Source organism: Cupriavidus neocaledonicus (assembly GCF_000372525.1).
GTDB lineage: Bacteria > Pseudomonadota > Gammaproteobacteria > Burkholderiales > Burkholderiaceae > Cupriavidus > Cupriavidus neocaledonicus.
On record NZ_AQUR01000084.1, the window covers coordinates 47,690 to 60,307 of the forward strand.

Consider the following 12,618-nt stretch of genomic DNA (forward strand, 5'->3'; position numbering starts at 1 on the left):
CGTAGTACTACGCAGAAGTGCTGCGTAGTTACGCGCTTGTGCCGGGTTTGGCGGCTGTCAATACTACACGCCGGACGCGCAAGCCGCCCCAACATGCGGCGCGGGTCCACGCAGTTGGTGCACCGCCTACCCGGTTGGTGCATCGCCTGCCTGCCAGACGAGACCCGGAAACGACACGAACCGGGCGCGCAGCAATTCATTCCAGCAGCCCAGGAGACCCCTCACCGCCGGATTGCCGTCGCTGCCCGCCTCAGGCGCCCGCCGCCGACCCGCCCGTTGCCAGTTGCCAGTCCTTCGCCGCCGCAGGCTTTCCAAATCCCGGTCTGAGGAGACCTTCACTATGAATCGCATCGGAGAACACCTGGTGTGGCTGGCCGTCGCCATCCTTGGCGCGTTTGCCTTCGGCACCGTCGCGCTCGCGCGCGGCGAAGCCGTCAGCGCGCTGTGGATCGTGGTTGCCGCGCTCTGCATCTACCTGATCGCCTATCGGTACTACAGCCGCTTCATCGCCGACAAGGTGATGCAGCTCGATCCCAAGCGCATGACGCCCGCGTGGCGCCATAACGATGGCCTGGACTACGTGCCGACCAACAAGGCGGTGCTGTTCGGCCACCACTTCGCCGCGATTGCCGGCGCCGGCCCGCTGGTGGGCCCGGTGCTGGCCGCGCAGATGGGCTATATGCCCGGCATGCTGTGGCTGCTGGCCGGCGTGGTGTTCGCCGGTGCGGTGCAGGACTTCATGGTGCTGTTCATCTCGACGCGCCGCGACGGCCGCTCGCTGGGCGACCTGGTCAAGTCCGAGATGGGCACGGTGCCGGGCATGATCGCGCTGTTCGGGTGCTTCATGATCATGATCATCATCCTGGCGGTGCTGGCGCTGATCGTGGTGAAGGCCCTGGCGGACTCGCCGTGGGGCACCTTCACCGTGGCGGTGACCATCCCCATCGCCATCTTCATGGGCATCTATACCCGCTATATCCGCCCGGGCCGCATCGGCGAGGTCTCGGTGATCGGCTTCGTGCTGCTGATGCTGGCCATCATCGGCGGCCAGTACGTGCATGAAAGCGCGACCCTGGCGCCGCTGTTCACCTACGACGGCAAGGCGCTGACCTGGATGCTGATCATCTACGGCTTTGTCGCCGCGGTGCTGCCGGTGTGGCTGCTGCTGGCCCCGCGCGACTACCTGTCGACCTTCCTGAAGATCGGCACCATCATCGCGCTCGCGGTAGGCATCCTGATCGTCGCGCCGGAACTGAAGATGCCGGCCTTCACGCAGTTCGCCGCGGGCGGCGGGCCGGTGTGGTCGGGCAACCTGTTCCCGTTCCTGTTCATCACCATCGCCTGCGGCGCGGTGTCGGGCTTCCACGCGCTGATCTCGTCGGGCACCACGCCCAAGCTGCTCGAGAACGAGACCCACGCGCGCTTCATCGGCTACGGCGCGATGCTGGCCGAGTCCTTCGTCGCCATCATGGCGCTGGTGGCCGCCGCGGTGATCGAGCCGGGCGTGTACTTCGCCATGAACAGCCCCGCGGCCGTGATCGGCACCACGCCGGAAGCGGTGGCGCAGGCGGTCTCGACCTGGGGCTTCGTGATCACGCCGGACGTGCTGGTGCAGACCGCCAGGGACGTCGGCGAGAACACCATCATCTCGCGCGCCGGCGGCGCCCCGACGCTGGCCGTCGGCATCGCCCACATCCTGCACCAGGTGGTCGGCGGCCAGGCCATGATGGCGTTCTGGTACCACTTCGCCATCCTGTTCGAGGCGCTCTTCATCCTGACCGCCGTCGACGCGGGCACCCGCGCCGGCCGCTTCATGCTGCAGGACCTGCTGGGCAGCTTCGTGCCGTCGATGAAGCGCACCGACTCGCTGCCGGCCAACCTGATCGCCACCGCGCTGACGGTGGCCGCGTGGGGCTACTTCCTGTACCAGGGCGTGGTCGATCCGCTCGGCGGCATCAACACGCTGTGGCCGCTGTTCGGTATCTCCAACCAGATGCTGGCCGCGGTGGCGCTGGTGCTGGGCACCTGCGTGCTGGTCAAGATGAAGCGCGGCCAGTACGCCTGGGTCACGCTGGTCCCGACGGTCTGGCTGCTGATCTGCACGCTGACCGCCGGCTGGCAGAAGCTGTTCCACGCGGACCCGAAGGTCAGCTTCCTGACCCATGCCGCCAAGTTCAGCGCAGCCATCGCCGAAGGCAAGGTGCTGGCACCCGCCAAGTCGATGGAGCAGATGCACCGCATCGTCTTCAACGACTACCTGGACGCCGGCCTGTGCGCGCTGTTCATGGTGGTGGTGCTGTCGATCGTGTGCTACGGCTTCAAGACCGCGCTGCAGGCGCGCGCCGTGAACCGCCCGACCGACAAGGAAACGCCGTTCGAGCCGCTGCCCGGCGCCGCGTCGGCCCAGTCCTGACTCTCCCCTCGACAAGGAGCCGCCATGCTGGAACAACTAGGCACCATGGGCCGGTACCTCGGGCAATCGCTGCGGCTGATGGTCGGGCTGCCCGACTACCAGACCTACGTGGCGCATATGGAAAGCACGCACCCCGACCGTGCGCCGATGAGCTACGAGGAATTTTTCCGCGAGCGCCAGGAAGCGCGCTACGGCGGCGGCCAGGGCAAGTGCTGCTGAGGCCCCGTTGAGCCGCGCCGCCGGACCTTGCCCGGCGGCAGACAATGCAGACAGGCGATCACATGATCGCCTGTCTTTTTATTAAGTGTTGTATTTTCACCGCGCCGTTGTCATGGCCCGATACCGTTTCTGCAGGGGGTTACAGGGCTTTACAGGTGGTTACAGCAAGGCTGCGGCACCTTATCTACACTTGCGACACATCATGGCAATTCGAGGAAAAAACATATGACTCGCCATCCCGTTCGCAACCTGACCGTTGCCCTTGCCCTGGCGGCCTGCGCGCTGCCGGCCATCGCGGGCGACATGAACAATGCCCTCGGCGGGGCGCTCGGCGGTGTCGCCGGTGCCGCTGTCGGCGGCGCGCTGGGCGGCAGCACCGGCGCGGTGATCGGCGGTGCGGTGGGTGGCGGCGCGGGTGGCGCGGTCACGTCCAACCGCCGCGAGCGCACCGGCGCCATTATCGGCGGCGCGCTCGGCGGTGGTGCCGGCACCGCGGCCGGCAACGCCATGGGCGGGCGCACCGGCGGCCTGATCGGCGCCGGCCTGGGCGGCGGCGCGGGCGCGGCGCTGGGCGGGAATATCTCGCGCAACAACTCGTACGACGACGATCGCCGCTACTACAACAACAGCCATTACAAGCGCAAGAAGCACAAGCACCATCATCGCCACCACTACGACGATTAAGTCGCAGCGGGGTCAGCAAAACGGGCCATGATGGCCCGTTTTTCTTTGGGCTTCGGCGCCCCGCCCGAACCGCGTTGCATTGCGGCGTCTGGCATAATCGACCACAGTCCGAGCCCGCTGCGCCGGCGCCAGAAACAAAGAAGCCCGCTACCGGTGCCGGTAGCGGGCTTCTTCCCAATAAAGCGGGAGAGGCGCGGGGCGCTCTCCTAAAGACCTGTGGAGACCAGGTGCAAGCGGGCGGATCGCGCTGGCTCAGAGCGGCGCGCGATCGGTCGTGGTGTCGTACTTCGCGCCTTCCGAGAAGGTGTCGAACTTGCCAGTGCGTGCGCCGCCGGTGAAGGTGTCGAACTTGCCGGCCTTGGCACCGTCCGTGTACGGGTCGAACTTGCCGGCCCGGGCGCCATCGGCATAGACGTCGAAGCCGGCTACCTTGGCGCCGTCGGTGAAGACGTCGAACTGGCCGTTCTTGGCAAAGGCGGGCGCGGCGCAGAGGGCGGCAGCGACAGTGGCGACAGCGATGAGGGCGTAACGGTTGCTTTTCATGATTCAGGCCTTTCCTATAGCGTGGATGCCTGATCCGGCACCTTCAGAGAAGGGGCATGTTGCATTGCGGCATCCGATGGCTAGATATTAGGCATTTCCCTCATATCAATAAATATCAGGATCCACAATGATTAGTTTTGATTCGGACAATAAAATAAGCTGATTGCGTAAGAATTCAGCAAAGAAACCGGAGACTATGTCATGGATCGCTTGCAGTCGATGCGTGTGTTTTCCAAAGTGGTGGAACTCGGCAGCTTCGCGCGTGCAGCGCAGCAGCTGGAAATGTCCAACGCGGTGGTCACGCGCTACGTGGCCGATCTGGAAAGCCACCTCGGCACGCGCCTGCTCAACCGCACCACGCGCAGCCTCTCGCTGACCGATGCCGGCGAGACCTACCTGCAGCGCTGCCAGCAGATCCTGGAAGACGTGGAGGAAGCCGAAAGCGTGGTCACGGCCCGCAGCCAGTCGCTGTCCGGCACGCTGCGCCTGGTGACGCCGGTAATGTTCGGCCTGCACCTGCTGCCCGAGTTGCTGTCGCGCTTCCAGCAGCTTTATCCCGAGGTGGTATTCGACGTAATCCTGTCGGACCGCAATGTCGACATCGTCGAGGAAGGCCGCGACGTGGCGGTGATGCTGTCGGACCTGGGACTGGGCTCGCACCTGGTGGCGCGGCCGCTGCTGTCGGCCGAGGTGATCCTGTGCGCCTCGCCCGGCTATGTCGCCGCGCATGCGCCGATCCGCCATGCCCATGAGCTCAGCCACCATCGCTGCATCGCCATGCGCCTGCCCAACGCCGAGCACGAATGGACGCTGCTCGGGCCCGAAGGCGAGGTGACCGTGCCGATCCGCCCGGGCCTGCTGTGCAGCAACGCCGAGCTGGCGCACCAGGCCGCGCTGGCCGACATGGGCGTGGCCATGCTTTCGTCCTACCTGGCGCGGCCCAATATCGAAGCGGGCCGGCTGGTGCACGTGCTGCCGCAGTACCAGCTGCCGCGGCGCGATGTCAGCGTGGTCTATCCGAGCCGCAAGTTCCTGCCCACCAAGGTGCGCGCCTTTATCGACTTCCTGCTGGAAGAAGGGCACGTGCGGGGCAAGGAAGAGCGGTCCGCCGTCAGCCTGGGCACCCACGCCTTGCGTACCTGAACCAGCGCACGGGGGCGTCCCCGGAAAGCCAATCGCCCGGCGATGCCGGGCGTTTGGCATGGGGCGAGCGCGCTTACTCGCCCGCCGCTGCCGCGCGCGTCTTCTTTGCCGCAGCGGTCTTGGCGGGTGCCTTCTTTGCCGCGGCCTTCTTCGCCGGCGCCTTGGCAGCGGCGGTCTTGGTCGCAGCCTTGGTCGCCGGCGCCGCCTCGGCTTCCGCCGTGCCGCGCGATGCCGCCTTGGCCGGGGCCTTGGCAGCGGTCTTGGCGCCCGCCTTGGGCTCGCGCGCCTCGAACTCGAAGCCGATCTTGCCGTCCGGCTGCTTGACCAGGAAGGCCTTGAAGTTGCGGCCGGTGCGCGACGATTTGAAGCCGGTCAGCAGATCGGTCTTGCCTTCGTTGAGCAGCTTGCCGATCTGCTCGCGGCTGATTTCCTGCTGCAGGATGATCTTGCCGGTGGTGAAGTCGCAGCTCTTGGGGCTGGTCGTGCTGTTCTCGCAGACGTACTTCATGCCGTGCTCGAACACCGAACCGCCACACTTCGGGCAGGTTCCCACCGGCTCCTGGCCGCTGAAGTCGACCGGCTCGCCGTCGTTGTCGTCGTCATTCTGGCCGAAATCGAACTCCATCTTGTAATGGCCTTCGTCGTCCTTGCCCAGCTTGAGGATGGCGGCGAACGGACGGCCCATCTTGCTGCGGAAACCCTGCAGCGGGCCGATCTCTTTCTTCTGCAGCAGTTCCTCGACTTCCTCGATCTCGAACTGCCGGCCACCCGGGATCTTGCTGATCGAGAATTCGCACGCGGTGCAGGCAAAGCGGCGGTAGTTCTCCTTGACCTGGCCGCCGCACTGCGGGCACGGCGTGTCCAGCGTGGCGTAGTCGCCCGGGATGGTGTCGCTGTCGTATTCCTTGGCGCGCTTGACGATCTGCTGCGTCATCTGCGCGATCTCGCGCATGAACTCGTCGCGCTTGAGGCGGCCGCGCTCGATCTGTGACAGCTTGTGCTCCCACTCGCCGGTCAGTTCCGCCTGGGTCAGTTCCTGCACGCCCAGGCCGCGCAGCAGCGTCATCAGCTGGAACGCCTTGGCGGTGGGGATCAGCTCGCGGCCTTCGCGCACCAGGTATTTCTCGGTCAGCAGCCCTTCGATGATGGCCGCGCGCGTGGCCGGCGTGCCCAGGCCCTTGCCGGCCATGGCTTCGCGCAGCGCGTCGTCGTCGACCAGCTTGCCGGCGCCTTCCATCGCCGACAGCAGCGTGGCTTCGTTGTAGCGCGCCGGCGGCTTGGTGGTCAGGCCGACGCCCTCGACCTTGTCGGTCTTGACCTTCTCGTCCTTGGCCACCGGCACCAGGTTGGCGGCATCCTTGTCGCCCTGCGCTTCGCGACCGTAGATCACCAGCCAGCCCGGGTTGACCAGCACCTTGCCTTCGGTCTTGAAGTGGTGGCCGGCGACTTCGGTAATGCGCGTGGTGACCTGGAATTCGGCCGCCGGGAAGAACACCGCCAGGAAGCGGCGCACCACCAGGTCGTACAGCTTCTGCTCCGGCTCCGACAGGTTCTTGGGCGCCTGCAGCGTCGGGATGATGGCGAAGTGGTCGCTGATCTTGCTGTTGTCGAAGATCCGCTTGTTCGGCTTGACCCAGCCCTGCGCCAGGATTTTCTTGGCGTGCGGCAGGTAGTTGGGCGAGCTGTCGGCGAGCATGTCCATGGTCTGCCTGACCGTGTCCATGTAGTCCTCAGGCAGCGCGCGCGCATCGGTACGCGGGTAGGTCAGGACCTTGTGCTTTTCATACAGGGCCTGCGCCAGGCCGAGCGTGTTCTTGGCCGAGAAGCCGAAGCGCGAGTTGGCCTCGCGCTGCAGCGTGGTGAGGTCGAACAGCGCCGGCGACTGCTGCGTCGACGGCTTGGATTCCTCGGTAACCGTACCCGGCTTGTCGCGGCAGGCGGCGACGATGCTCTTGGCCTCGGCCTCGCTCCACAGGCGCGAATCGCGCGCCTCGGGGTCGAACTCGTTCTTCTTGAACTTGGGATCAAACCAGCGGCCTTCATACAGGCCGGCGGCGGCGATGAATTCGGCGCGCACCTCCCAGTAGTCGCGCGGCACGAAGTGCTTGATCTTCTCTTCGCGCTCGACCACGATCGACAGCGTCGGCGTCTGCACGCGGCCCACGGTGGTCAGGAAGAAACCGCCGCCCTTGCTGTTGAACGCGGTCATGGCGCGCGTGCCGTTGATGCCGACCAGCCAGTCGGCCTCGGAGCGGCAGCGCGCGGCGTCGGCCAGCGGCAGCATGTCTTCGTCTTCGCGCAGCGCGGCAAAGCCGTCGCGGATCGCCTGTGGCGTCATCGATTGCAGCCACAGCCGGCGCACCGGCTGCCTGGCCTTGGCCTGCTGCGCGATCAGGCGAAAGATCAGTTCCCCTTCGCGCCCCGCGTCGCAGGCGTTGATCAGCGCGGTCACGTCCTTGCGCTTGATCAGCCGGTTCAGCACCTTCAGCCGCGACTCGGTCTTGGCGATCGGGCGCAGGTCGAAATGCGGCGGGATCACCGGCAGATTGGCGAAGCTCCACTTGCCGCGCTTGACCTCGTATTCGTCCGGCGCGGCGATCTCGACCAGGTGGCCGACGGCGGAGGACAGCACGTAGTCATCGCTCTCGAAATACTCGTCGTGCTTGGTAAACCCCCCGAGGGCACGGGCGATATCCGCCGCGACCGACGGTTTTTCCGCGATGATGAGGGCTTTTGACATGGGAAGGGTCCTTGCGGGCTGCATCCGGCAACCCGCTAATTGCACTGCAAACGTAGTAATCAGAACGCCGGGGGGCTATGAGGCGCCAATAATAAGCGCGGTTTCGACGGCGGTGCAAGCCAGCCTCATGGCGGCTCGCCTGCCGTCGCGCGCGCCGACTAGGCGCCGCCGCGCCCCCCACCAAGCAACCAGTCCAGCACCTCGGGCACGTCTTCCGCAGGCATCGGCATGGCCGCGCCGCGCGTAAGCATGCGCTCGAGCACCTCGATATGCGGCAGCAGGGTGCCATAGAACTGCGGCGTGCCACCCACGGCCGGCTGCACCAGCACGGTCGGGAAATTCTCGATATCGATATCGCCGAGCGCATCCGCATGGGTCTCGATATCGATCCAGACAAAGCAATCGTCCGGATGGCGCCCGGCCAGCGCCGTCAGCGCCACCAGGTAGTCCCGGCACGTGCCGCACCACTGCGCGCACAGGCAGGCCACCAGGCGGCCCTGCGGCCGCGCCGCCAGGCGGTCGGCGATGGCGCCGGCATCACGTTCAGGAAAGTAAACGGTCATGGCATCGGAAACATGAGGTGCCCGCGACACACGGACAGCCGGCGATTGTATCGGTATTGCCCACGCCGCCCCGGCGCGGCCGTTACGCGAGGCGTCGGAACAGGTTTCCCGGTAGACGCTCGGCATGCCCGGCCAGTTCCAGTTCCAGCAGGCGTGCCGCGGCGGCGTCCGGCGGCTGGCCGCTGCGCTCGCACAGCGCATCCAGCGTAACCGGATCGTAGCCGAGGGCGGCCAGCAGGGGGTCGGCGGGATCGGCAAATTCAGACTGCTCCGAAGCCGGAGCTGGCGCGGCAGGCTCGCAACGCACCGGTGGGGCTGGCCCCAGGTTGATTTCCTCGAGCACGTCCTCGGTGCGCTCCACCAGCTTGGCCCCCTGGCGCAGCAGCAGGTGGCAGCCTTGCGACAGCGGCGCGTGGATCGATCCCGGCACCGCGAACACCTCGCGCCCGAGTTCCGCGGCCAGCCGCGCGGTGATCAGCGAGCCCGAGCGCGCCGCGGCCTCCACTACCAGCACGCCGTGCGCCAGCGCCGCGATGATGCGGTTGCGGCGCGGGAAGTTGGCCGGCAGGCCCTGCATGCCGAGCGGGAATTCGGTGACCACGGCGCCCCGCTGGGCGACCTCATGGGCCAGGGCCAGGTTGTCGGCGGGATAGACTCGGTCGGCCCCCGTCCCGGTGATCGCGATGGTGCCGCCGCAGCCAAGCAGGCCGCCGGCATGGGCGGCGGCGTCGATCCCCAGCGCCAGGCCGGAGATCACCGTCAGGCCCGCCTCGGACAGCTCGCGCCCGAACGCCTGCGCATCGCGCTTGCCCTGCGCGGTGGCATTGCGCGCGCCGACGATCGCCACCGCGGGCCGGGCCAGCAGCGCGGGATCGCCTTTGATATATAGCAGCGGCGGCGGATCGTGCAGGTCGAACAGGCGGCGCGGGTAGGCGTCGTCGGCCAGCGTCACCAGGTGGTTGCCGGGCGTACCGAGCCACGCCAGCGTGCGTTCGACCAGCTCCGGCAGCGCGGCCCCGGGCCGGGCCAGCACCGCGCGGGCGAGCTTGGCCGGGACCACGGCGGACAGCGCCGTCACGCTCTGCGCCAACACCTGCCGCGGCAGCCCGAACGCCGCCAGCAGCAGGCGCACCGCAACCGGGCCGACACCGGGGGCACAGGCCAGCTGCAGCCAGGCCTGCAGGTCGTCGGCATCGCGGATGGCGCCCGGCGCGCCGGCGCCGGCAGGGCAAAGGGATGCGGCGCCGACAGGCGCCGCCGGAGATGTCGCCAAGAGCGGCTCAGCGCGGCGAGGTGGCGCGGTCGCCGACCGCGATCACGTTGGAAGCGTCGGTGACCAGCGCATACGAGACGCCGGGAAACACGCGGAAGACGAAGGCCAGCCCGTAGCGCTCGTCCGGCAGCCGGATGGCGCGGTTGCTGTCGGTCTTGTCGGTCACGGTTTCGCCGGTGCGCGACAGGGCCAGCACATGGCCTGGCTCGACCCCCGCCTGGCTGCCGAGGTTGAGCACCACCACCTGCCTGGCGCCGCCGAACTCCACCCCGCCATAGACCTTGGCGACGCGGCCGTCGAGCTGCGCATCGGGCGCGTGCGGTACGTAGCGCAAGGCTTCGCGCGCGGGCTGCGGCATCAGCAGCGTGCCGACGCCCATTTCCTGCCTGGCCTGCGTGACCTGCATGGTCGAGACCGCGTCCGGACCCTGCGCCCCGCGCGCCAGGCGCACATTGCCTTCATATTCGGCCTCGTAGCCGAGCACGGCCTGGGTCACGGGATCGCGCACCGGGGTGAGCGGGCGGTAGGCCTGCCAGTCGCTGTCCTGCGGCGCGTCCGCGGGGATGCCGCGTGCGTAGCCGGTGTCGTCGCGGCCCAGGATCACGCGCGACTCCGACACCGCCACGATGCGCGCCGAGGTGTCCAGCGTGTCCTGGTCGACCACCAGCGGCCGGATCAGGAAAGGCTCGATCTCGGCGGCCGGGATGCTCAGGATGGCGGCGCTGTCGGCGGCACCGCTGCGCATTTGCGGCGACAGGCGCACGGTGTCGCCGCCGCCCGGCACGGTCGACAGCCAGGCCCGCCCGTCGCGCTGGATCAGGTACAGGATCTGGCCCGGGTAGATCAGGTGCGGATTGCGGATCTGCTGCCGGTTCATGCCCCACAGCTCGGGCCAGCGCCACGGCTGGCGCAGGAAGCGACCCGAGATGCCCCACAGCGTGTCGCCGGCGCGCACCGTATATTGCGATGGCGCGTTGGCGGCAAGGTCGGCCACGGGTATGCCGTGCCGGGCGCTGCGCTGGGCTTCGGCCTGCTGGGCCGGGCTGACCGTCAGGTCAGCCGCCAGCGCGGGCAGCGCGGCCGCGGCGGTGAAGGCCGCGGCACTCAATAACGGACAAGCAAGAAATCTGTGGATGGACGCGTGCAGCCTGCGGCCCGACGCCGCCTGGTGTTCTTTGGTAAGATCGCGCATTTTCCTGACCGGCCGGTGGTTCGGCCGGATTGACCCGGGAGAGCGTGCCTGTTGCGGCGCGCCTTGAATTTTTGTACTTGCGCCCCGATTCTGCATGTAAACATCCGCCGCCGCAACGCGGCCCGGTTGCCGGCAGCAGCCGGCGTTGCGCCCCAGCATCATGGCAAAACTCGACATCCTGACCTACCCCGATCCCCGCCTGCACACCGTCGCCAAACCCGTGGCCGCGGTGGACGACCGCATCCGCCAGCTGGTCAAGGACATGGCGGAAACCATGTACGAGGCGCCCGGCATCGGCCTTGCCGCGACCCAGGTCAACGTGCACGAGCAGGTGGTGGTGATCGACGTCTCCGAAACGCGCGACCAGCTCCAGGTCTTCATCAACCCGGAGATCGTCTGGGCCAGCGACAACCGCAAGGTGTGGGAAGAGGGCTGCCTGTCGGTGCCCGAGGTCTATGACCGGGTCGAGCGCCCCGACCGCGTGCGCGTGCGCGCGCTCAACGAGAAGGGCGAGAGCTTCGAGCTCGATGCCGACGACCTGCTCGCGGTCTGCATCCAGCACGAGATCGATCACCTGCGCGGCAAGGTCTTCGTCGAGTACCTGTCGCCGCTCAAGCTCAACCGCATCAAGAGCAAGCTGCAGAAGCGCGAACGCACCCGCATGTAAGCCGCCGCGGCGGCAATAAAGATGTAACAGCGCGCCGGAATCCGGCCACCCGCGTGCGGCAGCGGCGCGGGGTCTGTTATCTTTATGACTTCCGAAGAACCACGATACCGGCCGCTATAGCGGCCGGTGCCATTTCCGGCCACGGAAACCTGCCATGTCCCAAGCCAGCCCCTTGCGTGTCGCCTTTGCCGGCACGCCCGAGTTTGCGCGCGTCGCGCTGGAAGCCATCCACGCCGCCGGCTTTCCGGTGGTCGCGGTGCTGACCCAGCCTGATCGGCCCGCCGGCCGCGGCATGCAGCTGCAGGCCAGTCCGGTCAAGCAGTTCGCCATCGCCACCGGCCTGGCGCCGGTGCTGCAGCCGCGTTCGCTGCGCCGCCAGGGCAAGTATCCGGAAGAGGCGGCCGCGGCCATCGAAACGCTGGCCGGCATCGCCCCGGATGTCATGGTGGTGGCGGCCTACGGCCTGATCCTGCCGGCCGAGGTGCTGGCGCTGCCGCGGCTCGGCTGTCTGAATATCCACGGCTCGCTGCTGCCGCGCTGGCGCGGCGCGGCGCCGATCCACCGCGCCATCGAGGCGGGCGACGCCGAGACCGGCATCACGCTGATGCAGATGGACGAGGGCCTGGATACCGGCGACATGCTCACGCGCGAGGCGGTGCCGATCGGCGCGGACGACACCACCGGCACGCTGCACGATACGCTGGCCGCGCTCGGCGCGCGCATGATCGTCGACGCGCTGCGGCAGCTGGACACCGGCCGGCCGCTGGCGGCCACGCCGCAACCCGCCCAGGGCGTCACCTACGCCGAAAAGATCGCCAAGGACGAAGCGCCGCTGGACCTGCGCCGCCCGGCCGCCCAACTGGCCAACCAGGTGCGCGCCTTCAACCCGTTCCCGGGCGCCACCGTGCAGGTGGGCGACACCGTGATCAAGTGCTGGCAGGCCGTGCCGCTGGCGGCGGCCAGCAGCCTGCCGCATCCGCCCGGCACGGTGCTGGCGGCCGATGCCGCCGGCATCCTGATCGCGTGCGGGGAGGGCAGCGCGCTGCAGGTCACCGAGCTGCAGAAGCCGGGCGGCCGCCGCCAGCCGGCGCAGCAGTTCCTGCAGGCCTTGCCGCTGCCGCCGGGCACGCGCTGCGTGGTGCCCGGCAACGGCGCCGCGGGGACTTGAGCAGGCTGCCCTT

At 67.9% G+C, this 12,618-nt stretch carries 11 protein-coding genes; 6 read left to right on the forward strand and 5 right to left on the reverse strand.

Annotated features, from left to right (window positions below; translation table 11 throughout):
- The first annotated feature begins 340 nt into the window (after positions 1-340).
- From A3AG_RS0108540 to A3AG_RS0108550, 3 genes are all read left to right on the forward strand, one after another.
- A complete protein-coding gene (locus A3AG_RS0108540) occupies positions 341-2,413 on the forward strand; it encodes a carbon starvation CstA family protein (RefSeq protein ID WP_018004996.1) in 2,073 nt (690 codons plus the stop codon).
- A gap of 24 nt (positions 2,414-2,437) precedes the next feature.
- Positions 2,438-2,632 (forward strand): YbdD/YjiX family protein, encoded by a 195-nt coding sequence (locus tag A3AG_RS0108545; protein ID WP_012354346.1) that lies wholly within the window; start codon positions 2,438-2,440, stop codon positions 2,630-2,632.
- 225 nt (positions 2,633-2,857) lie between these two features.
- Complete coding sequence (locus A3AG_RS0108550) at positions 2,858-3,316, forward strand: hypothetical protein (protein WP_018004997.1); 459 nt, start codon at positions 2,858-2,860, stop codon at positions 3,314-3,316.
- Positions 3,317-3,568: 252 nt separating this feature from the next.
- Here A3AG_RS0108550 and A3AG_RS0108555 read toward each other — a convergent pair whose 3' ends face one another.
- On the reverse strand, positions 3,569-3,859 hold the full coding sequence (locus A3AG_RS0108555; RefSeq protein ID WP_018004998.1) for a hypothetical protein: 291 nt from the start codon (positions 3,857-3,859) through the stop codon (positions 3,569-3,571).
- A 201-nt stretch (positions 3,860-4,060) separates the two neighbouring features.
- Here A3AG_RS0108555 and A3AG_RS0108560 point away from each other — a divergent pair, with 201 nt between their 5' ends.
- Positions 4,061-5,002: a LysR family transcriptional regulator gene (locus tag A3AG_RS0108560; protein ID WP_018004999.1), complete on the forward strand. Its 942-nt coding sequence runs from the start codon at positions 4,061-4,063 to the stop codon at positions 5,000-5,002.
- A 73-nt stretch (positions 5,003-5,075) separates the two neighbouring features.
- On the opposite strand, the gene A3AG_RS0108565 is transcribed toward A3AG_RS0108560, so the two are convergent.
- The 4 genes from A3AG_RS0108565 to A3AG_RS0108580 all read right to left on the reverse strand — a co-directional run bounded on the left by A3AG_RS0108565 (position 5,076) and on the right by A3AG_RS0108580 (position 10,770).
- On the reverse strand, positions 5,076-7,742 hold the full coding sequence (locus tag A3AG_RS0108565; RefSeq protein WP_018005000.1) for a DNA topoisomerase III: 2,667 nt from the start codon (positions 7,740-7,742) through the stop codon (positions 5,076-5,078).
- Between the two features lie 158 nt (positions 7,743-7,900).
- Positions 7,901-8,305 (reverse strand): thioredoxin family protein, encoded by a 405-nt coding sequence (locus A3AG_RS0108570; RefSeq protein ID WP_018005001.1) that lies wholly within the window; start codon positions 8,303-8,305, stop codon positions 7,901-7,903.
- 82 nt (positions 8,306-8,387) lie between these two features.
- Positions 8,388-9,578 (reverse strand): DNA-processing protein DprA, encoded by a 1,191-nt coding sequence (dprA, locus tag A3AG_RS0108575; protein WP_018005002.1) that lies wholly within the window; start codon positions 9,576-9,578, stop codon positions 8,388-8,390.
- A gap of 7 nt (positions 9,579-9,585) precedes the next feature.
- Positions 9,586-10,770, reverse strand: a complete 1,185-nt coding sequence (locus tag A3AG_RS0108580) for a LysM peptidoglycan-binding domain-containing protein (RefSeq protein ID WP_026164047.1) — start codon at positions 10,768-10,770, stop codon at positions 9,586-9,588.
- Positions 10,771-10,930: 160 nt separating this feature from the next.
- Between A3AG_RS0108580 and def the strand changes: the two genes are divergently transcribed.
- Both def and fmt read left to right on the forward strand, forming a co-directional pair.
- Positions 10,931-11,437, forward strand: a complete 507-nt coding sequence (gene def, locus A3AG_RS0108585) for a peptide deformylase (RefSeq protein ID WP_018005004.1) — start codon at positions 10,931-10,933, stop codon at positions 11,435-11,437.
- Positions 11,438-11,591: 154 nt separating this feature from the next.
- The gene (gene fmt, locus A3AG_RS0108590; protein ID WP_018005005.1) at positions 11,592-12,605 is read left to right on the forward strand and encodes a methionyl-tRNA formyltransferase; all 1,014 of its coding nucleotides are present in this window, start codon (positions 11,592-11,594) and stop codon (positions 12,603-12,605) included.
- Positions 12,606-12,618: the final 13 nt, after the last annotated feature.